19 protein-coding genes are annotated in these 19462 nt (G+C 68.6%); 5 read left to right on the top strand and 14 right to left on the bottom strand.

Annotated features, from left to right (window positions below):
- The first annotated feature begins 9 nt into the window (after positions 1-9).
- Entirely contained in the window at positions 10-360 is a 351-nt protein-coding gene (locus AC11WY_RS08310) for a RidA family protein (RefSeq protein ID WP_482924353.1), read from the top strand.
- A 137-nt stretch (positions 361-497) separates the two neighbouring features.
- On the opposite strand, the gene pgi is transcribed toward AC11WY_RS08310, so the two are convergent.
- From pgi to AC11WY_RS08340, 6 genes are all read right to left on the bottom strand, one after another.
- Positions 498-2099, bottom strand: a complete 1602-nt coding sequence (gene pgi / locus AC11WY_RS08315; RefSeq protein WP_482924355.1) for a glucose-6-phosphate isomerase — start codon at positions 2097-2099, stop codon at positions 498-500.
- Between the two features lie 26 nt (positions 2100-2125).
- Positions 2126-2797, bottom strand: coding sequence for a 6-phosphogluconolactonase (pgl, locus tag AC11WY_RS08320; protein ID WP_482924357.1), 672 nt, complete (start codon positions 2795-2797; stop codon positions 2126-2128).
- On the bottom strand, positions 2794-4263 hold the full coding sequence (zwf, locus tag AC11WY_RS08325) for a glucose-6-phosphate dehydrogenase (RefSeq protein ID WP_482924359.1): 1470 nt from the start codon (positions 4261-4263) through the stop codon (positions 2794-2796). The genes pgl and zwf overlap by 4 nt, the downstream gene beginning before the upstream one ends.
- A 115-nt stretch (positions 4264-4378) precedes the next feature.
- The gene (locus AC11WY_RS08330; protein ID WP_482924361.1) at positions 4379-4963 is read right to left on the bottom strand and encodes an HNH endonuclease; all 585 of its coding nucleotides are present in this window, start codon (positions 4961-4963) and stop codon (positions 4379-4381) included.
- A gap of 176 nt (positions 4964-5139) precedes the next feature.
- Positions 5140-5802: an alpha/beta hydrolase gene (locus AC11WY_RS08335; RefSeq protein ID WP_482924363.1), complete on the bottom strand. Its 663-nt coding sequence runs from the start codon at positions 5800-5802 to the stop codon at positions 5140-5142.
- The gene (locus AC11WY_RS08340) at positions 5799-6428 is read right to left on the bottom strand and encodes a DNA-3-methyladenine glycosylase family protein (protein WP_482924365.1); all 630 of its coding nucleotides are present in this window, start codon (positions 6426-6428) and stop codon (positions 5799-5801) included. The genes AC11WY_RS08335 and AC11WY_RS08340 overlap by 4 nt, the downstream gene beginning before the upstream one ends.
- A gap of 113 nt (positions 6429-6541) precedes the next feature.
- Here AC11WY_RS08340 and AC11WY_RS08345 point away from each other — a divergent pair, with 113 nt between their 5' ends.
- Positions 6542-7762, top strand: a complete 1221-nt coding sequence (locus tag AC11WY_RS08345; protein WP_482924367.1) for an MFS transporter — start codon at positions 6542-6544, stop codon at positions 7760-7762.
- Here AC11WY_RS08345 and AC11WY_RS08350 read toward each other — a convergent pair whose 3' ends face one another.
- The 3 genes from AC11WY_RS08350 to cysS are packed head-to-tail and all read right to left on the bottom strand — an operon-like array spanning position 7763 to position 11549.
- The gene (locus tag AC11WY_RS08350; protein WP_482924369.1) at positions 7763-8533 is read right to left on the bottom strand and encodes a squalene/phytoene synthase family protein; all 771 of its coding nucleotides are present in this window, start codon (positions 8531-8533) and stop codon (positions 7763-7765) included.
- Positions 8530-10152: a citramalate synthase gene (cimA, locus tag AC11WY_RS08355; protein ID WP_482924371.1), complete on the bottom strand. Its 1623-nt coding sequence runs from the start codon at positions 10150-10152 to the stop codon at positions 8530-8532. The genes AC11WY_RS08350 and cimA overlap by 4 nt, the downstream gene beginning before the upstream one ends.
- Positions 10149-11549, bottom strand: coding sequence for a cysteine--tRNA ligase (cysS, locus tag AC11WY_RS08360; protein ID WP_482924373.1), 1401 nt, complete (start codon positions 11547-11549; stop codon positions 10149-10151). Before cysS ends, cimA begins: the two co-directional genes overlap by 4 nt.
- A gap of 238 nt (positions 11550-11787) precedes the next feature.
- On the opposite strand from cysS, the gene AC11WY_RS08365 reads away from it, so the two are divergent.
- Positions 11788-12960, top strand: coding sequence for a pyridoxal phosphate-dependent aminotransferase (locus AC11WY_RS08365; protein WP_482924375.1), 1173 nt, complete (start codon positions 11788-11790; stop codon positions 12958-12960).
- A gap of 6 nt (positions 12961-12966) precedes the next feature.
- Here AC11WY_RS08365 and AC11WY_RS08370 read toward each other — a convergent pair whose 3' ends face one another.
- Complete coding sequence (locus tag AC11WY_RS08370; RefSeq protein ID WP_482924377.1) at positions 12967-13575, bottom strand: DUF6778 family protein; 609 nt, start codon at positions 13573-13575, stop codon at positions 12967-12969.
- Between the two features lie 183 nt (positions 13576-13758).
- Positions 13759-14349: an outer membrane protein gene (locus tag AC11WY_RS08375; protein ID WP_482924379.1), complete on the bottom strand. Its 591-nt coding sequence runs from the start codon at positions 14347-14349 to the stop codon at positions 13759-13761.
- 230 nt (positions 14350-14579) lie between these two features.
- Between AC11WY_RS08375 and AC11WY_RS08380 the strand changes: the two genes are divergently transcribed.
- Positions 14580-15326 carry an SDR family NAD(P)-dependent oxidoreductase gene (locus AC11WY_RS08380; RefSeq protein WP_482924381.1) on the top strand — a complete coding sequence of 249 codons (747 nt, stop codon included), beginning with the start codon at positions 14580-14582 and terminating at the stop codon, positions 15324-15326.
- A gap of 13 nt (positions 15327-15339) precedes the next feature.
- On the opposite strand, the gene AC11WY_RS08385 is transcribed toward AC11WY_RS08380, so the two are convergent.
- Positions 15340-16053, bottom strand: a complete 714-nt coding sequence (locus AC11WY_RS08385; RefSeq protein ID WP_482924382.1) for a hypothetical protein — start codon at positions 16051-16053, stop codon at positions 15340-15342.
- A gap of 89 nt (positions 16054-16142) precedes the next feature.
- Here AC11WY_RS08385 and AC11WY_RS08390 point away from each other — a divergent pair, with 89 nt between their 5' ends.
- Positions 16143-16751 (top strand): hypothetical protein, encoded by a 609-nt coding sequence (locus AC11WY_RS08390; RefSeq protein WP_482924384.1) that lies wholly within the window; start codon positions 16143-16145, stop codon positions 16749-16751.
- Here AC11WY_RS08390 and AC11WY_RS08395 read toward each other — a convergent pair whose 3' ends face one another.
- Complete coding sequence (locus AC11WY_RS08395) at positions 16752-18566, bottom strand: ABC-F family ATP-binding cassette domain-containing protein (RefSeq protein WP_482924386.1); 1815 nt, start codon at positions 18564-18566, stop codon at positions 16752-16754.
- A 61-nt stretch (positions 18567-18627) separates the two neighbouring features.
- Positions 18628-19383 carry a GNAT family N-acetyltransferase gene (locus tag AC11WY_RS08400; RefSeq protein ID WP_482924388.1) on the bottom strand — a complete coding sequence of 252 codons (756 nt, stop codon included), beginning with the start codon at positions 19381-19383 and terminating at the stop codon, positions 18628-18630.
- Positions 19384-19462: the final 79 nt, after the last annotated feature.

Consider the following 19462-nt stretch of genomic DNA (forward strand, 5'->3'; position numbering starts at 1 on the left):
AGGCCGACCATGCCCGCCATCACCCGCATCGAATCCGGTTCGCGCATGAGCCAGGCCGTGATCCACAACCGCATCGTCTATCTGGCCGGTCAGGTCGGCCATCCGGGCGACGGTGTCGCCGCGCAAACCCGCACCGCGCTGGCCGAGGTGGACCGGCTGCTGGCGCTGGCGGGCAGCGACAAGACCCGCATCCTGACGGCGCAGGTCTGGCTGGCCGACGCCTCGACGGTGGCCGAGATGAACGCGGTCTGGGATGCCTGGGTGCCGCAGGGCCACACCCCCGCCCGCGCCACCGGCGAGTCGCGTCTGGTCGCGCCGGAGTATCTGGTCGAGGTCATCGTGACGGCGGCGCTGGCCTGAGCCAAGGGCGGGGGGCCGTCTGCCCCCAGCACGCCCACGGGGCCGGGCGTTCTTCGCTGGAGATCCTCCACGGGAGGATTTTCGAGCGGTCATCACCCCCGTGGATATCTGAAGACCGAAACTGAGCGGCGCGCGGGTCAGCCCCGCAGCTGCTCCACCAGCATCCGGGTCGAGCCGTCCTTGCCCTCCGTGCCGGCCTTGCCCTCCAGGATCGGCATCAGCGCCAGCGCCAGTTCCTTGCCCAGTTCGACGCCCCATTGATCGAAGCTGTTGATGCCCAGGATCACCCCTTCGACAAACACCCGGTGTTCGTAAAGCGCGATGATCTGGCCCAGCGCGAAGGGCGTGAGGCGCGGGTAGACCAGCGTCGTCGAGGGCCGGTTGCCGGGGAACACGCGGTGCCGGGCCTGACGGTCCAGTTCGGCCCCCGTGAGGCATTTTTTCGCCATGATCCCCGTGGTTTCCGCGAGGTTCCTGCCACGCAGCAGCGCCTCGGACTGGGCCAGGCAGTTGGCGACCAGCAAGAGGTGCTGGTGCGCCAGATCGGGCTCGTGCCCCTGCACCGCCACCATGAACTCGCACGGAATGATCCGGGTGCCCTGATGGATCAACTGGTAGAAGGCGTGCTGGCCGTTGGTGCCGGGCTCGCCCCAGACCACGGGGCCGGAGTTGCGCGTCAGGTCGGTGCCGTCCATCGCCACGCGCTTGCCGTTGCTCTCCATCTCCAGTTGCTGGAAATAGGCGGGCAGGCGCGACAGCCGCTGCTCGTAGGGCAGCACGGCGCGGGTGGCGTAGCCGCAGATCTGGTTGTGCCAGATCCCCACCAGCGCCAGCAGCACCGGCAGGTTTTCGGCAAATGGCGCGCTGCGGAAATGGGCGTCCATCGCGGCGCCGCCCGCGAGGAACTCGTCGAACCGCTCCGGCCCGATGGCCAGCATCACCGACAGCCCGATCGGCCCCCAGACGGAATAGCGCCCGCCGACCCAATCCTCGAAGCCGAAGACGCGGGCGGGGTCGATGCCGAAGGCGGCGGTCTTGTCGAGCGCGGTCGACACCGCGGCGAATTGCGCGGCCGGGGCGGCGACCCTGCCCGCCATCCAGCGCTTGGCGGCCTCGGCGTTGGTCATCGTCTCGATCGTGGTGAAGGTCTTGGAGGCAATGATCACCAGCGTGGTTTCCGGGTTCAGTCCCTTGAGCACGTCATGCACATGCGCGCCGTCGATGTTGGACACATAATGGCAACGCGGCCCGTCGGCATAGGGGGCCAGCGCCAGATAGGCCATCGCGGGGCCAAGGTCGGACCCGCCGATGCCGATGTTCACCACGTCGGTGATCGCCCCGCCCTGCCCCCGCACCCGGCCCGCGCGCAGATCGTGCGCGAAGGCCTGCATCCGGGCATGCGTGGCGCGCACCTCGGGCATCACGTCGCGGCCGTCGACGATCACCGAGGCGTCAAGGTTGCGCAGCGCGGTATGCAGGACCGCGCGCCCCTCGGTTTCGTTGATCTTGGCGCCCGCGAACATCGCGTCCCGCTTGGCCGCCACGGCCGAGGCCTCGGCGAGCTCCAGCAGCAGCGCGCGGCCGGTGACATCGATGTTGGTCTTGGAGTAGTCGAACAGCATCCCTTCCCACCGGGCCGAGAAGTCGGCCGCCCGCCCGTCGTCGAAGTCGAACAGCCGCAGGATGCCACGCTCGGCCACGCCCGCGTGATGCGCCGCCAGGTTCGCCCAGATGTCCATCGTCCGCCTCGCTATTCCGCCCAGAACTATTCCGCCCAGTGAACCGTCGCATTGCCCAGAAAGGCGCGGATCGGCGCCTGCATCGGGTCAAGCCCCTGCGCCCGCTCCAGCGCCGCGCGCTTTTCGGGGCCGGTGATCAGCACATGCGTGACCATCGCGCCCGCCAGCACCGGCGCCGTCAGCGTGATGCGCGGCTCGCCCGCGCCCTCGGCCCGCATCGGCATCAGGATCGGCGCCCGCGCTTCCATCGCATCGGCGAGCCGGTCGCCGCCGGGAAACAGCGAGGCCGTGTGCATGTCGGCGCCCATGCCGAGGATCAGCACCGAAATCGGCAGCCAGGGCGCGATTCCGGCCGACAAGGCATCGAGCGCCTCTTCCGGCGTCTCGGTATCGGAATGCAGCGGCACCAGCGTTGCCGAGGCGGCACGGCCGACCAGCAACCGTTCGCGCACCAGCCGCGTGTTCGATCGCGGCGCGTTTTCCGGCACCCAGCGTTCGTCGTTCAGGAACACCCCCACCCGGCCCCAGTCAAGATCGACCGCCGACAGCCCGTCGAACACCGGGCCGGGCGTGCTGCCGCCGGTGACGCAAAGCGAGACCCGATCCTGCTGGCGCAGGAAATCGCCCAACTGGCCCGCCACCTTGTTGGCCAGCGCCAGAAACATCAGGTCGCGATCGGGGTATTCGATGAATTTCATTCCCGTATCTCCCGCCAGCGGCGCCCGTCGCGATGCAGCAGCATCAGCGCATCCTCGGGGCCGGATGAGCCGGGATCATAGCCGCGCGGCTTGTCGCCCCGCGCCTCCCAGCCCTCGATGATCGGATCGGTCCAGGCCCAGGCGGCCTCGACCTCGTCGCCGCGCATGAACAGCGTCTGGTTGCCGCGGATCACGTCCATGATCAGCCGCTCGTAGGCGTCGGGAATGTCCATCCCCTCTTCCCCCAGCGCCTCGGCGAAGGACATGTCCAGCGGCACCTCGGTCAGGCGCATGCCACCCGGCCCCGGTTCCTTGATCATCACCGTCAGGTTCATGCCCTCGTTCGGCTGCAACCGGATCGCCAGCACGTTGGCCTTCCAGCCCTCGTCTTCGCCAAAGATCGAGTGCGGCGCCTCCTTGAAGATGATGGCAATCTCGGAGGTGCGGGCGCGCAGCTTCTTGCCGGTGCGCAGATAGAACGGGGTGCCCTGCCAGCGCCAGTTCGCCACCCGCACCTTCAGCGCGATGTAGCTTTCGGTCCGGCTTTGCGGGTCGCCGCAATTCTCCAGATACGAGGCCGCCTCGGGGCCGTCCTTCTTGCCCGCGCCGCGATACTGGCCGCGCACGATATCCTCGGCCGGCACGGCCTCCAGCGCGCGGATCACCTTCAGCTTCTCGTCGCGCACGGCGTTGGGGTCGAACTTGTAGGGCGGCTCCATCGCGATCAGGCACAAAAGCTGCATCATGTGGTTCTGCACCATGTCGCGCATCGCGCCCGACTTGTCGTAGTAGCTGCCGCGGCCCTCGACCCCGACCGTTTCGGCCACGGTGATCTGGACGTGGTCCACGTATTGCGCGTTCCACAGGGGCTCGAACAGGATATTGGCAAAACGCACCGCCATCAGGTTCTGCACCGTCTCCTTGCCCAGGTAATGGTCGATCCGGTAGATCTGCTTTTCGTCGAAATGCGCGGCCAGCACCGCGTTCAGCGCCTCTGCCGAGGCCAGGTCACGCCCGAACGGCTTTTCCACCACGATCCGGCTGCGGTCGTCGGCGATGTTGTGGCAGTGCAGCCGCTCGGCCAGGTCGCCAAACAACGTCGGCGCGACCGAGAAGTAGAAGGCCCGCACCACCCCGGTGCGCATCAGGCCCGCAAGCTGCGCCCAGCCGCCCTCGCCGGTCGCGTCGATCCGGACGTAGTGCAACTGGCCGAGAAACTTCTCGATCACGGCCGCGTCCTGCTTGTCCTTGGCGACGAACTCGGCCAGCGCGGCGGCGGCAATCGCGCGATAGCCCTCATCGGTCAGATCGGCCCGTGCCGCGCCGATGATCCGGCTTTCCGGCGGCATCTGCCCGGCCCGGAAGCGGATGAAAAGTCCCGGAAGAATCTTCCGCTTGGCAAGGTCACCCGTGCCGCCGAACACCACCAGGTCAAACGGATCGACCGGAATCACGCGCGAAACCATTCTTCGCCCTTTCCCCTCGATGGCGCCACCACCCGGCCGCTGCCGCCGTTAGCGCTAACGGCTGTGTTTTAGCCGCAATGCAGCGCAGAGTCCAGCACCAGCGTCCCCGTCGCGGTCACGCCTCGAGTTCGGCATCCCAATACAGGAAGTCGAGCCAGCTGTCGTGGAGGTAGTTTGGCGGAAAGCGGCGGCCGATGTTCTGCATGTCTTCCGTCGTCGGGCGGCGCGGCGGCAACCGCAGGCTCATCCCGGCTTGGCGCAGCGATTTCGAGCCCTTGCGCAGGTTGCAGGGCGAACAGGCGGCCACCACGTTTTCCCAGCTGGTGATGCCGCCGCGCGCGCGCGGCACCACATGGTCGAAGGTCAGATCGCCCCTGGCGCCGCAGTACTGGCAGCAGAATTCGTCGCGCAGAAAAAGATTGAAGCGCGTGAATGCCACGCGCTTCTGCGGTTTGACGAATTCCTTCAGCACCACCACCGAGGGTATTCGAATCTCGGTGGTCGGGCTGCGGACAACGGCGTCGTATTCCGCCACGATCGACACCCGGTCGAGAAAGGCGGCCTTCACCGCTTCCTGCCAGGGCCAGAGCGACAGCGGGTAGTAGGACAGCGGGCGGTAATCGGCGTTCAGAACCAGCGCGGGGTAATGCCGCAGCACCGCAGGTTCGCGCACGAAGGTCGTCCTGAAATCCCCATCCATCGTCCCCGCCTCCGATCCCGCCGCCAAGGGGCGTCCCGTGTCCAGGGCAGGACGCGCCCGCCCCATATCCTTAAACTATATATGGCGTTCGCCGCCTGACAAGCCCCGCAAGATACGGTGCCCGTGGTCAAAGTCCCTAAACCGCCAAGTTCACGGCAAGATGACAGCGCGACATGTCAGCGCGGCAGCCGGTCCTGCAGGAACCCCAGCGCGGCGCCCAGCCCGTCGGGCGCGATGCCATGCGCGGTGCCGGGGCTGACGTGGGTGTAGGTCTCGATGCCGACGCGGGTCAGCACGGCGGCGGCCTCGGGCATCGACGACGGCGGCACCATTTCGTCGCGGTCGCCGTGGATCAGCAGGATCGGCGGCTTGGCGGTGATCTCGCCCGCCAGCCGCTCCGGCGCGATCAGCCGCCCCGAGAAGCCGACGACGCAGGCGACCGGCGCCGCCCGCCGCGGCGCCACCTCCAGCGCCATCATGGTGCCCTGCGAAAAGCCCACCAGCGCCATCGCCGCGTCGGTCAGCCCCTCTTCGGCCAGCCGCGCATCCAGAAAGGCGTTCAGCGCGGCGGCCGAGGCCGCGATGCCCGCCGCCGCCGCCGCCTCGGACGACCCGTCGAGCCACGGGATCGGGAACCACTGATAGCCGAACGGGTTGCCGCTGCACCGCTCCGGCGCGTTCGGCGCCACGAAAACCGCATTCGGCAGGTGCGGCGCCAGCGGATCGGCGAGGCCCAGCAGGTCGTCGCCATCCGCGCCATAGCCGTGCAGGAACACCACCAGGCTTTTCGCCCGGCCCGAGGTCGGCGCCCGCCGCCCGAATTGCAGACCCTTGCTCATGTCACCCCCTCGCGCGCCTTGATGACGCGGTAATAGGCCCAGAGCGCGCGCGCCGCAACCGCGCGCCACGGCGACCACTCCTCGGCCATCGCGCGCAGCGCACCCTCCGACGGTCGCCCGCCCAGTTCGAACAGCACCCGCGCCGCCTCCTGCAGGGCCAGATCGCCCGCCGCGAAGGCATCCGCCCGCCCCAGCGCGAACATCGCGTAAATCTCCGCCGTCCAGCGCCCGATGCCGGGCAGCGCGACCAGCGTTTCCACCACCTCGGGCTCGGGCGCCCGCGCCAGCGCGTCATAGTCCAGTCCCGCCCCCGCCAGCGCCCGCAGATAGCGCAGCTTTGGCCGCGACAGCCCGCAGGCGCGCAGCACCGCATCATCCGCCGCGGCCACCGCCGCGGGCGTCACCAACCCCGCCGTCGCCAGCCGCCCGCCGATGGCGCGGGCCGAGGCGACGCTGACCTGCTGGCTGACGATGGCATCCTGCAGCGCCGCGAACCCGCCCTCGCGCCGCCGCAGCGGCAGCGGCCCGGTCAGCGCCAGCGCCGCCGCGAACCGAGGTTCCCGCGCCGCCAGCCAGGCCGCGCCCTCGGCCACGCAGCCCTCCGTCTCGATGATGCGCCCGACCATGCTTGCGTCTTCTTCCTGGCCCAAAATACTCCCGCCGGAGGCTAGTGAGTTTTTCGTCCGCCATAAGGCGCCGTCCCCTTGCCGCCGCGCGCGCGCCGAACTACCCATGCCACATGACCGATATCGCATCCTTTCCCGCGCGCGACGGCCGCGCCCGCCGCAACGTGGCCGTGCTTGTCGCGGCGCAGGCTGTCCTTGGCTCGCAGATGCCGATGATCTTCACCATCGGCGGGCTTGCGGGCCAGTCGCTGGCGCCCAACCCCTGCCTTGCCACGCTGCCGATCTCGTTGATCGTGCTCGGCTCGATGCTGTCGGCGACGCCGCTTTCGGCGCTGATGCAGCGGTTCGGGCGGCGGGCGGGGTTCATCACCGGCACGTTCGGCGGCATGATCGGTGCCGGGATCGGCGCCGTCGGGCTGATCGAGGCGTCGTTTCCGCTGTTCCTGCTCGGCTCGCTCCTGACCGGGGTCTACATGTCGGCGCAGGGGTTCTACCGCTTCGCCGCCGCCGATACCGCCTCGCATGAATTTCAGGCCAAGGCGATCTCCTACGTCATGGCCGGGGGACTCTTGTCGGCCGTGGTCGGCCCGCAACTGGTCAAGCTGACGGCGCAGGCGATGGTGGTGCCCTTCCTCGGCACCTACCTCGCGGTGATCGGGCTGAACCTCGCGGGCCTCTTGCTGTTTCCGTTCCTCGACATCCCGCGCCCGGCACCCGCCGCGCAGGACGCGGCGCAGGGGCGGTCGCGGATGGAGCTGTTGCGCTCGCCCCGCTTCGCCGTGGCGGTGATCTGTGCCACGGTGTCTTATGCGCTGATGAACCTGGTGATGACCTCGACCCCGCTCGCCGTGGTCGGCTGCGGGTTCCACACCTCGGACGCGGCGAATGTGGTGACGGGGCACGTGCTGGCGATGTATGTGCCCTCGTTCTTCACCGGCTTCGTGATCGCCCGGATCGGGGTCGAGAAGGTGATCGGCATCGGCCTCGTCATTCTTGCGTCGGCGGGCGCGGTGGCGCTGTCGGGCGTCGCGATCGAGAATTTCTTCGGCGCGCTGATCCTGCTCGGCATCGGCTGGAACTTCGGCTTCATCGGCGCCACCACCATGCTCGCCGCCGCCCACGCGCCCGAGGAACGCGGCCGGATGCAGGGCCTGAACGACCTGATCGTGTTTGGCGGCGTCACGATGGCCTCGCTCGCCTCGGGGGGCTTGCTGAATTGCTCGGGCGGCACGCCGCAGGCGGGCTGGCAGGCGGTCAACCTGATGATGGCGCCCTTGCTGATGCTGGCGGGGGCTGCGCTGATCTGGCTCGCCTTCCGCCCGGCGGACGAGTGATCACCACCGCCCGCTGAGCGCGGCCCAGGCCAGCCCGCCGCGCCGGGCGAACTCGGATCGCTGCAACCGGCCCTGCGCGACGCGGTCCGGATCTCGGGCGGCAAGGCGCAGGATCGCCGCCGCCTGCCACCCCGTCGCCAGCGCGGGAAAGGCCGCCGCCGGAACCGCCGCCCGCGCCGCCCGCGCCCGCGCAATGCGCGCCAGCCCCGCGCGCGCCAAGGCCGCGATGGCCTCGGGCGTCTCGTCGGGGAACGGCGGATAGCCGCGTGCGCGCAGGCCGGGCGCGGCGCAGAGCCAGGCCGCCAGCCCCGCGCCCCCGCCGTAGTCGCGCACCACCGGTTGCGCCGCCTCCAGCGCGCCCAGCATCCGCGCCGCCTGCCACATCAGCCCCCCGGCGGTCGCGTCAAGGTAATCCGCCAGCGCCGCCGCATCGGCAAACCCCTCGCGCCAGACGTCGCGCCGCCGCGCCTCGACCAGTGCGGCCAGCGGTGCAACGTCCTGCCCCGCGAGTGCCTCGGCCAGCGGCGCCAGCACGGGATGGCGGCCCGGCACCCGGCCCTCGGCCAGCCGGTCCACCGCGTCGGCCCAGAACTGCAGCCGCATCTCGGCCACCATCGGCTCGCGGCTGGCCCAAGGCGCGCGCGCGACCTCGAGGTTGAACGCCCAGAGCGGCCAAAGCTTCGCCTGCGTCGCCTCCGGCGCGCCCGCCGTCACCAGCGCCCGGTCGGGGTCGCCCGCCTCGACCAGTGCGCGGCAATGCGCCAGACTCACGACGGCTGCGCCCCGTCGCGGATCAGTTTCCAGGTGATCGCGTCCAGCAGCGCCTCGAACGAGGCATCGACGATGTTGGCCGAGACCCCCACCGTCGACCACTGCCGCCCCTGCGCGTCCTCGCTGTCGATGATGACGCGGGTCACCGCCTCGGTTCCCCCTTGCGTGATGCGAACCTTGAAATCCACCAGCCGCAGGTCGTCGATATAGGCCTGATAGGGCCCGAGGTCTTTCGCCAGCGCCTTCGACAGCGCGTTGACCGGGCCGCGATCGCTGCCGGTTTCATCCATCGACTCGGAGACCGACAGCATCTTCTGCTCGCCGATCTTCACCACCACGACCGCTTCCGACAGGCTGATCATCCGGTTGTACTTGTTCTTGCGCCGCTCCACCGTCACCCGGTAGCGCTTGACCTCGAAGAACTGCGGCAACAGCCCCAGTTCGGCGCGCGCCACCAGCTCGAAACTGGCCTGCGCCCCGTCATAGGCATAACCCTGATCCTCGCGCACCTTCACCACGTCGAGGATGCGCGCCAGGCGCGGGTCGCCCGGTGCCACCTCGATCCCCGCCGCCGCCAGCCGCGCGCGCAGGTTCGACTGGCCCGCCTGATTGCTCATCGGGATGATGCGCTCGTTGCCGACCAGCGCCGGGTCGACATGCTCGTAGGTCGCGGGATCCTTCAGGATCGCGCTGGCGTGCAGCCCCGCCTTGTGCGCAAAGGCCGAGGCGCCGATGTAAGGCGCGGCGCGCAGCGGCACCCGGTTCAGGATGTCGTCGAGCATCCGGCTGATGCGCGTCAGCCCCGCCAGCGCCTGCGCCGTGACGCCGGTCTCATACCGGCTGGCGTAGGGCTCCTTCAGCAGCAGCGTCGGGATCAGGCTGACAAGGTTGGCGTTGCCGCAGCGTTCGCCCAGCCCGTTCAGCGTGCCCTGCACCTGCCGCACCCCGGCGTCGATCGCGGCCAAGCTGGCCGCCACCGCGGTTTCGGTGTCGTTGTGGCAATGGATGCCCAGCCGGTCGCCGGGGATGCCCGCCGCGATCACCTCGGCGGTGATGCGCCCGACCTCGGCGGGCAGCGTGCCGCCGTTGGTGTCGCAGAGCACGATCCACCGCGCGCCCGCCCCCTCTGCCGCCCGCAGGCATTCCAGCGCAAAGGCGGGGTTGGCGCGGTAGCCGTCGAAGAAATGCTCCGCATCGAACAGCGCCTCGCGCCCCTCGGCCACCACATGCGCGATCGAGGCGCGGATGTTCTCGACGTTCTCCCCGCCCGTGATCCCCAGCGCGGTTTTCACATGAAAATCATGCGTCTTGCCGACCAGGCACACGGCCGGCGTGCCCGCGTTCATCACCTGCGCCAGCACATCGTCATTGGCGGCCGACCGCCCCGTGCGCTTGGTCATGCCGAAGGCGGTAAAGGTCGCCCGCAGCTTCGGCGCCGCGGCAAAGAAGTCGCTGTCGGTCGGGTTCGCCCCCGGCCAGCCGCCCTCGATGTAGTCCACCCCCAGCGCGTCGAGCGCCTGCGCGATCTGCCCCTTCTCGGCCACCGAGAACTGCACCCCCTGCGTCTGTTGGCCATCGCGGAGCGTGGTGTCGTAGAGATAGAGACGGGTGCGGGTCATTTCAGCGCCTCCAGCTTGGCGGGGTCGAAGTTCGGACCTGGCATAAGATCAATCCTGTCCTTGCCCATGCGCACCTCTACGCCAGCGGCGAGGAGTGCGGCCTTCATCGCGTCAACCACAGAGAAGTCTTTCGTTTCTTGTGCCGTGGAGCGAAGAGCTGAGATGGTCTGCTCGAACGAGGCTAGGCCATCGTAAAATTCCGGAAACGTCCAGCCGCTTCTGAGCGTTAAGAAGTCAAAGCCCAACAACTGCAGCGATGCGCGAAGTGCGCCGCTTTCCTTCGCCTTCGCGAGACTGTGCAGTCTGGTGATCGCCAAGGGCGTATTTAGGTCGTCACAAAGCGCGTTGATCATCCCCACGTCTGGTTCCGTGGGCATCACGCCCATTGTAAGGCCCACGAAGTGATCCAACGTCGCCTTCGCCTGCGCCGCCTTCTCCGCCGTCCAGTCCATCGGCTTCGAATAATGCGTGCTCAGCATCACGAACCGGATCACCTCGCCCGGCACGCCCTGATCCAGCAGGTCGCGCACGGTGAAGAAGTTGCCCAAGCTCTTGGACATTTTCTTCCCCTCCACCTGCAGCATCTCGTTGTGCATCCAGACGCGGGCGAAATCGCCGTGCGGGTGGGCGCACATCGACTGGGCGATCTCGTTCTCGTGGTGGGGGAACTGCAGGTCGATGCCGCCGCCGTGGATGTCGAAGCTGTCGCCCAGCAGCGCGTCACTCATCGCCGAGCATTCGATGTGCCAGCCGGGGCGCCCCCGGCCCCAGGGGCTCTCCCAGCCTGGCAGATCGCCGCCTGAGGGTTTCCACAGCACGAAATCCATCGGATCGCGCTTGTAGGGCGCCACATCGACCCGCGCCCCGGCGATCATGTCGTCGATGCTGCGGCCCGAGAGGCGGCCATAGTCGGGGTAGCTGCGCACGTCGAACAGCACATGGCCCTCGGCCGCATAGGCGTGTCCCGAGGCGATCAACCCGGCGATCATCGCGATCATCTGCCCGATGTAGTCCGTCGCGCGCGGTTCCAGCGTCGGGCACAGCGCGCCAAGCGCGTCCATGTCCTGATGATACCAGTGGATCGTCTCGTCCGTGCGCTCGTGGATCAGCGCCTCCAGCGTTCGGGGGTCGCCCGCCTGCCGCCGCGCCAAGGCCGCGTCGTTGATCTTGTCGTCCACGTCGGTGAAGTTGCGCACATAGGTGACGTGATCGGCCCCGTAGACGTGCCGCAGCAGCCGAAAGAGGGTGTCGAACACCACCACCGGGCGCGCGTTGCCCAGGTGGGCGCGGTCGTAGACGGTCGGGCCGCAGACATACATCCGCACGTTCTTCGGGTCGATCGGGACGAAGGCTTCCTTCGCCCGCGTCTTCGTGTTGTGCAGCCTGATCTCGACCATGACGTTTCCTCGCGCGCTCCCGGCGGCGGGCTTAGCAACTTCGTTCCGGCTTTGAAACAGAAGAACGGCCCGCCTGACCTGGGTCAGCCGGTAATGCAGATGCAGATGGTGCCGTTTGCCTTCATGGCGCGCATCCTAGCGGGTGTCGTGGTCGCTGCCAAGCCGCGGCAGGTCGCGCCATCGCTTGCGCTGGCGGCGCTTTCGTGGCCACGTCGCGCGGCAATCGACGGAGGGTATTATGCGCATCGCGAACCGGAACGGCCACATCACCGGCGGCGGCTCGGACGGCTGGGAAATCTACTATCGCACGCGCGACATGCAGGCCGCGGGTGAACGAGTGCTGACCCTGACGATCGGCGAGCATGACATCCGCACCGATCCCGCGATCCTGCAGGCGATGCACGCCAGCGCGATGGCGGGCAACACCGGCTATGCCTTCGGTCCCGGCAAGCCGGCGCTACGCGAGGCGATCGCGGCACGGGTGCAGGCCCGCACCGGGGTGCCGACCACCTGGCGCAACGTCGTGGTGACGCCCGGCGGGCAGTCGGCGATGTTCTCGACCCATATGGCTTTGCTCGACGCGGGCGATACCGGGCTGCACTGCGATCCGTTCTACGCCACCTATCCCGGCACGATCCGCGCCACCGGCGCGCACGCGCGGCGGGTGCCGACCACGTCGGATCAAAGCTTCCTGCCACAGGAGGCGGATATTCTGGCCCGCGCCGAAGGGGCGAAGACGCTGCTGGTGAACACGCCCAACAACCCCACCGGAGTCGTCTACGACCGTGCCACGCTGGACGGAATCGCGCGGGCGGCGGTGGCGGCCGACCTCTGGCTGATCTCGGACGAGGTCTACGATACGCAGGTCTGGCAGGGCGAGCATTTCAGCCCGCGCGCCCTGCCCGGCATGGCGGATCGCACCATCGTGCTGGGCTCGATGTCGAAAAGCCACGCCATGACCGGCTCGCGGCTGGGTTGGGTGGTGGCGCCCGAAGAGGTCGCGGAGGCGATCACCAACCTGGCCACCAACACGACCTACGGCGTGCCCGCCTATATCCAGGATGCCGCCCTGTTCGCGCTGAACCTGGGCGAAAGCTTCGAGCGGCAGATCGCCGCGCCGTTCCGGCGCCGCCGCGACATCGCGATGCGGGTGCTGGCGGGCTCGAACGCGATCCGGGTGATCCCGTCCTCGGGCGCGATGTACCTGATGCTCGACATCCGCGCGACGGGGATGAGCGGCAACGCCTTCGCCAACGCCCTGCTCGATGCCGAGAAGATCGCAGTGATGCCGGGCGAGAGCTTTGGCGACGCCTCGGCCGGGCACCTGCGGCTGGCGCTGACCATCGGCGATGAGCTGATCGAGGAGGCGCTGACCCGGCTGGCCGCCTTCGCGGACAGCCGGATGCCGTGAGCCGCGTCAGGCCCCGATCCGCTCGAAGCTGCCGCGCACGTCGGGGCCGACGCCCAGCCAGCCCGCGACCACGGCGCGCACATGCGCCTCGATCGCGGTCTTCTGGGTCTGGCCCTGCTGACGCGCGGCGATCGCCGCCTGGCCGGTCAGGCCGGGCAGCGCGGCCATGACCGATTGCGCGGGCACCAGCACCTTGCCGCTGGCGGCATCGACAACCGAGATCGTGAAATCGACGTTGAGGACGCCCACGTTATCCATCTGCAGCGCCTCGGCGGCGGGCGTCAGTGCGTGGAAACGTTGCATGACGATGACGATGTTGACAGGTTCGTGGCCTTGCAGGGCGCTGGCCCCGGCGGCAACGGCCGCAGACATGATCGCGGCCACCTGGGCGCGGCGGTCACCCGGAGGGTCTTCCTGCCAGACGATATCGGCCTCGGGCACCAGCACGTTGCTTTCCGAGATGGTCAGACTGTCGGGAACCTGCACGTTGACCGCGGCAAGCCGCCAGCCTTTCGACACCGCGGGATCGACCGATTGCGCGTAATTGGTGGAAAAACCGGAGGCGCAGGCCGCCAGCAGCCCCACAGAGGCGACAATTCTGATCAGTGTTTTCATGTTCGGTGCGATCTCCACATCTATGGGGCAGCCTTGACGCCGCCCCATCACATGGATGTGATTACCGCATTTCCGGCGCCGCCACCACTGTTCTCGCCGAAAAGGATTACCGTTTCGTGAGCGTTGGCAAAGGTCGGCGCCACAAGCCGGGACGGGGCGACCGCAGCCGCCCCGCTGGCCGGATCAGAACTTGAAGGCGACGCGCGCGGTCAGCGTGGTGTTCTTGAGGTCGGTGCCCGCGTTGTCGGCGTTGTTGAACTTGGTGTAGTCAGCCTCGCCGCCCAGGATGATCCGGTCGGTCAGCTTGTAGTCGATGCCCGCGCCCACCAGGGTGCCGACGCCATGCACGCCATCGGCATGTTCGCCACCGACCGTGGCGTAGACCAGCGTCTTGCCAAGGTCGATGCCGCCGCGCAGCTTGGCGTCATAGGTCGATTTCACCGTGTCGGCGCCCCAGTTCGCGTGGGCCTTGTTGGCACTCAGTTCACCGCCGAGCACGAACCGGCCGAAGTCGTAGTTGTAGCCGCCGAAGATGCTGCCAAGCCCGCTCGAGCCCGAACCGATGTCCGGCGTGGTGCCGGCGTGGTCATAGCCCAGCCCAAGGCCGACGTAGCCGCCGGTCCAGTCGCCGCTGGCCATCTGCACCGGGGCCGCCGGGGCGGGCGCTGCCACGGGAGCCTCGGCGACGGGTTGCTGCAAGGAACCGGCGAGCGCGGGCAGCGCGAAGCCCGTGACAGCCGTGGTCGCCAGTGCGACAAGCGTGATGAGTTTCATTCCGTATCTCCTGTATGGCCTTTTTGTGGCCTTGCCGACCGGGCCACCCGGACCCGGCGTGGGCTACAGGTAGGCGCATTCAGGGGGCAGGTTAAGCACACGACTTTACACGAAATGTTGTGCGCTGATCCTTGCCGACGCGGGCGAAAAACCGCCGAAGGATTCAGCAGGGACCGGATGGACAGCCGCGCCGCCCTGCGCCACCCTGCGCAGGGATCAGGAGGAGCGCCATGCAGATCAAGGACATCGCCGCCATTGTCACGGGTGGTGCCTCGGGCCTTGGGGCCGCGACCGCGCGCGGCCTGCGGGCGGCGGGGGCGGCGGTCACGCTGTTCGACCGTGATGCCACGCGCGGCCCGGCCTTCGCCGCCGAGATCGGGGCGCATTTCGCCGAGGTCGACGTGACCCACGAAGGCTCGGTTGCCGAGGGAATCGCTGCGGCGGTCGCGGCGATGGGCCGCGTCACGGCGCTGGTCAATTGCGCCGGCATCGTCATCGGCGAGCGCACGGTGGGGCGCGAGGGGCCGCACGCGCTGGCCAGCTTCCGCCGGGTGATCGACATCAACCTGGTGGGCAGCTTCAACTGCGTCCGGCTGGTCAGCGCCGAGATGGCGAAGAACGCCGGTGAAGGGCGCGGCGTGATCGTCAACACCGCCTCGGTCGCCGCCTTCGACGGCCAGAAGGGGCAGGCCGCCTATGCCGCCTCGAAGGCCGGGATCGCGGGCATGACGCTGCCGCTGGCGCGCGATCTGGCGGGGCTTGGCATCCGCGTCTGCGCCATCGCGCCCGGCGTGTTCCTGACGCCGATGCTGGAAGGGCTGCCCGCCGACGTGCAGGCCGGGCTGGCCGCTGACGTGACTTTCCCCAAGCGCCTCGGCCGCCCCGAGGAATTCGCCGACCTGGTGCGTTTCATCCTGGGTGCGGACTATCTGAACGGCGAGGTGATCCGGCTTGACGGCGCGCTCCGGATGCGGTGATGGGGCCCCGGAGTCAGGGTTTGAAGCCGTTCACGCAATAGACGATGTCCCAGTACATCTTGTCGTTGCCCTTCTTCACGGCGCTGGTGTGGGGGTCGTCCTTGTCAACCTCGCCGTCGAGGTTGAAGTTGGCGAACCCCGCCACCGCGTCGTGAATCTCGGTCACCGCAGGATCATTTTCCAGCGTCTGGTAGTAATTCTTCATGTACTTCGCCGAGACCCCGGCGGCCTGCATCAGGCTGTCGCTTTCGCCGCGCTGGAAGGCGGGATCGGACAGGCCGATGTACATCGCCTCCTGCCGGTTGGTCTTCAGCAACTGGCCGAAGGTCAGCGCCGTGACGCCACCGGCACTGTATCCGGTGATCAGGAACACCAGATCGGGCGCGGGCTTGTCGACCGCCTTGGCCCACCGCTGGCTGTCGCCGACGATGGTGTCGTAGATGCCGGCGGCAACGGTGCGCGCCGTGCTGGGGTTCAGCGCCGAGTTGAAGTCATAGACCCAGTGCAGGTCGTAAACGGCTTTCGGGGTCGAGAACGGCCCCAGATCATAGCCGCCCGGCGTGTAGAGGCCGCCAACCCGATCGCGCGAAATCACATGCAGCATGCTGCGATGCACGATCCGCTTGGCCTCGTTGGTCAGATCGCCGAAGGGGGCCACGCCCGCCGGAAGTCCGACGACAAGCGGATCGTTATGGCCGTAGAAATTGACGCAGCGAAGTTCCCGCATGAAAAGACCTTCCGCTTGAATATCGGGCGAGTTTACACCTCTTCATCGGTCCGTCAAACATGGCCGAAGCGGCCTTGACCCGAGGAGCCATGCCCCATCCGAACCGCGTCACACCCGAGGGGCAGATCCTCGCCGACCCGGCGCGCGGGATGTTCATGGGCAACCGGGGCTGCCTGCACGATGACGCGGGCCGGTTGGGGCCGACGCGCTGGCGGCATCCGCATTGGGTGACCTGCGTGCTGGCGTTCAAGGGCCGCCGCCGCCCGATCATGGCGCCGCACCGCTATACCGAGCTGTTCTTTCTCGACGAGGCGGTGGCGCTGGCCGCCGGGCACCGCCCCTGCGCCGAGTGCCGCCGCGCGGATTACCTGCGCTTCCGCGCGGCCGTCGCGCCGACCCCGCTTGCGGCGCCCGCGATCGACCTGGCACTTCACGCCGCGCGGGTAACGCGGGGGCGCGCGCAGATCACCTTTGCCGCGCCGCTTGACGATCTGCCAGCGGGCACCTTCCTGCGCCTGCCCGGCGTCACGGCACCGCTTTTGCTCGGCGAGGACCGGCTGATGCCTTATGCGCCTGCGGGCTATGGCGCCGCCCTGCCCCGGCCGCTGCGTGCCATCGTCACCGTGCTGACGCCGCGCCCGACCGTGACGGCGCTGCGCAATGGCTACCGCCCGGTGCTGCACCCGACGGCGGGCTGATCAGCCCGCGGCCTTCTCTTCCAGCGTCATCCACTCCGCCTCGGCGGCGGCGAGCGCCTTTTGCCGGTCGGCCAGCGCCTCGGCGGTCTTGCGGAACTTCACCGGCTCTTTCTCGAACAGGCCCGGCGATTCCATCGCGGCACCCAGCCGCACGATCTCGGCCTCGATCTTTTCGATCACGCCGGGCAGGGCCGCCAGCCGGTGCCGCTCGGCAAAGCTGAGCTTGCCGCCCGCGGGCCTTGCCGCCGCCACCGGCTTCGCTTCGGCGGCCTTGGCGCGCGGCGCGGGTTCCGGCGCCGTCACGGCCTGCGCCCGCTGCGCCTGATAATCGCTCCAGCCGCCCGCATAGACGGTGGCGCGCCCGTCGCCCTCCATCGCGATGGTGGTCGAGGCGACGCGGTCGATGAAATCGCGGTCATGGCTGACCAGCAGCACGGTGCCGTCATAGTCGCCCAGGATGTCCTGCAACAGATCGAGGGTTTCGACGTCAAGATCGTTGGTCGGCTCGTCGAGGATCAGCAGGTTCGATTCGCGCGCCATCAGCCGAGCCAGCAGCAGCCGCGCCTTTTCCCCCCCCGACAGCGAGCGCACCGGCGCGCGCATCTGGTTTTCGTCAAAGAGGAAATCCTTGAGGTAGCCGACGACATGCCGCGGCACGCCGCGCACCATGACCTGATCGGACTGCCCCGACACCCGCATCTGCGGGTCGTTGGTCATGTTGTCCCACAGGCTCGCATCCAGGTCGAGCTGGGCGCGGGACTGGTCGAAGACGGCGATTTCAAGGTTGGTGCCCAGCTTCACGCTGCCCGCATCGGGCGCGACCTCGCCGGTCAGCATCCGCAGCAAGGTCGTCTTGCCCACCCCGTTCGGCCCGACAAAGGCGACCCGGTCGCCGCGCAGCACGCGCAACGAGAAATCGGTGACGATCGGCTTGGCGCCGAAGGCTTTCATCAGCCCCTTCACCTCGACCACCAGCTTGCCCGACTGCGCGCCCGACTCCAGTTCCAGCGCGGCGGTGCCCTGACGGCGGATCTGCGACGAGCGTTCGTCCCGCAGCGCGGCCAGCGCGCGCACCCGGCCCTGATTGCGCTTGCGCCGCGCACTGATGCCCTCCACCGCCCACCGCGCCTCGGCCTTGATCTTGCGATCGAGCTTGTGGCGGGCCTCGTCCTCCTCGGCCCAGATCGTGTCGCGCCACTCCTCGAAGCCCTCGAAGCCCGACTCGCGCCGCCGCACTTGCCCGCGGTCGATCCAGAGTGTCGCGCGGCTGAGCGTGCGCAGGAAGGCGCGGTCGTGGCTGATCAGCACGAAGGCGGTGCGGGTGGCCGACAGTTCCGCCTCCAGCCAGCGGATCGCGGTGATGTCGAGGTGGTTGGTCGGCTCGTCCAGCAGCATCAGGTCGGGTGCCTCGGCCAGCAGCTTGGCCAGCGCCGCCCGCCGCCTTTCGCCACCCGAGGCGGTGGCGACCGGCTGATCGGGCGAAAAATCCAGCCCCTCGGCCACCATCGGCACCCGGTAGCCCTCATCGGCCTCAAGCTCGCTGGCGGCATAATCGCCCAGCGTGGCAAAGCCCGACAGGTCGGGATCCTGCTCCATGTAGCCCACGCGGGTGCCGGGCGGCAGGATGCGCAGGCCCGCGTCGGGCTCCACCAGACCGGCCATCACCTTCAGCAGGGTCGATTTGCCGGAGCCGTTGCGGCCGACCAGCGCGACCCGGTCGCCCGGATGCACGACCAGGTCGAGCGCGTCGAAAACCGGGTTGCCGCCGAAGCCGAGCGATATTCCCGAGAGTTGCAGAAGGGGTGCGTTTGCCATGCCCGCGAGCTAACCGGCGGCTGGCGAAAGGTCAACGGCAGCGCGAAACTTCGGCGAAAATCTACCCGGCCGCGCCGCGCAGCAACCGCGCCCGCGCGGGCGGGATCGCGCGGATTTCCAGCCCGGTGAAAACATGGAGCGTGTTCAGGTCGCGGTCCACCACGGCGTGGTCCGAGACCCAGCCCCCCATCACCAGATAGGTGCGCAGAAGTGGCGGCATCGCCAGCATGGCGCGCCTGGCATCGGGTTTCTTCAGCCGCAGCACGCGGGCAAAGCGGAACACGTTGGGCGCCTTCACCCGCGGCAGCCAGCGTTTCGGCGCCAGGTGGCGTTCCTTCAGCATCGCGAAGGCGTCAAGGTAGGCCTCGGCCTCGGTGCCCTCGAAGGACGAGCAGCCGAACAGCATCTCGACCCCGGCCTCATCGACAAAGCGGGTCATCGCGCCCCAGGCAACGCGCAGGATATCGGGGTCGCGCCAAGCCGGGTGGATGCAGAATCGCCCCATCTCGACCATCGGGCCGTCGAAGGATTGCAGCGCCGAAAGGTTGTAGTACTGCGCCGAATAGCTGCGCCCGATCTCGGCGCCGCCGCGCAAGGGAAGCAGCCGGAAGCAGCACACCAAGGTGCCGGTTTTCGCCTCTTCCACCAGCACATGGCGGCAGACCGTGTCGAAAGCGTCGGCATCCAGCCCGCCCGCGCGGGCGGCGGCGCCGCGGTTCTCGATGAAGCTGAGGTAGCGCAGCCGCTGCGCCTTCAGCACATCCTCCGCCCCTTCGGCGAAACGCGCGATGTAACGACCCTTGCGAAGCGCCAGCATGCCTGTCCTCCGTCGCCGGGCCCGCTGGCTGAACGGGCGCCGCACGTGAGGGAAAAGATAGCACGAATCGTGTGTCGGG

It is taken from the genome of Solirhodobacter sp. (genome assembly GCF_964715405.1).

Coding starts and splice junctions, on each gene's coding strand:
- AC11WY_RS08310 (WP_482924353.1), top strand. CDS start 10: ATGCCCGCCATCACCCGCATCGAATCCGGTTCGCGCATGAGCCAGGCC.
- pgi (WP_482924355.1), bottom strand. CDS start 2,099: ATGGACATCTGGGCGAACCTGGCGGCGCATCACGCGGGCGTGGCCGAG.
- pgl (WP_482924357.1), bottom strand. CDS start 2,797: ATGAAATTCATCGAATACCCCGATCGCGACCTGATGTTTCTGGCGCTG.
- zwf (WP_482924359.1), bottom strand. CDS start 4,263: ATGGTTTCGCGCGTGATTCCGGTCGATCCGTTTGACCTGGTGGTGTTC.
- AC11WY_RS08330 (WP_482924361.1), bottom strand. CDS start 4,963: ATGGATGGGGATTTCAGGACGACCTTCGTGCGCGAACCTGCGGTGCTG.
- AC11WY_RS08335 (WP_482924363.1), bottom strand. CDS start 5,802: ATGAGCAAGGGTCTGCAATTCGGGCGGCGGGCGCCGACCTCGGGCCGG.
- AC11WY_RS08340 (WP_482924365.1), bottom strand. CDS start 6,428: ATGGTCGGGCGCATCATCGAGACGGAGGGCTGCGTGGCCGAGGGCGCG.
- AC11WY_RS08345 (WP_482924367.1), top strand. CDS start 6,542: ATGACCGATATCGCATCCTTTCCCGCGCGCGACGGCCGCGCCCGCCGC.
- cimA (WP_482924371.1), bottom strand. CDS start 10,152: ATGACCCGCACCCGTCTCTATCTCTACGACACCACGCTCCGCGATGGC.
- cysS (WP_482924373.1), bottom strand. CDS start 11,549: ATGGTCGAGATCAGGCTGCACAACACGAAGACGCGGGCGAAGGAAGCC.
- AC11WY_RS08365 (WP_482924375.1), top strand. CDS start 11,788: ATGCGCATCGCGAACCGGAACGGCCACATCACCGGCGGCGGCTCGGAC.
- AC11WY_RS08370 (WP_482924377.1), bottom strand. CDS start 13,575: ATGAAAACACTGATCAGAATTGTCGCCTCTGTGGGGCTGCTGGCGGCC.
- AC11WY_RS08375 (WP_482924379.1), bottom strand. CDS start 14,349: ATGAAACTCATCACGCTTGTCGCACTGGCGACCACGGCTGTCACGGGC.
- AC11WY_RS08380 (WP_482924381.1), top strand. CDS start 14,580: ATGCAGATCAAGGACATCGCCGCCATTGTCACGGGTGGTGCCTCGGGC.
- AC11WY_RS08385 (WP_482924382.1), bottom strand. CDS start 16,053: ATGCGGGAACTTCGCTGCGTCAATTTCTACGGCCATAACGATCCGCTT.
- AC11WY_RS08390 (WP_482924384.1), top strand. CDS start 16,143: ATGCCCCATCCGAACCGCGTCACACCCGAGGGGCAGATCCTCGCCGAC.
- AC11WY_RS08395 (WP_482924386.1), bottom strand. CDS start 18,566: ATGGCAAACGCACCCCTTCTGCAACTCTCGGGAATATCGCTCGGCTTC.
- AC11WY_RS08400 (WP_482924388.1), bottom strand. CDS start 19,383: ATGCTGGCGCTTCGCAAGGGTCGTTACATCGCGCGTTTCGCCGAAGGG.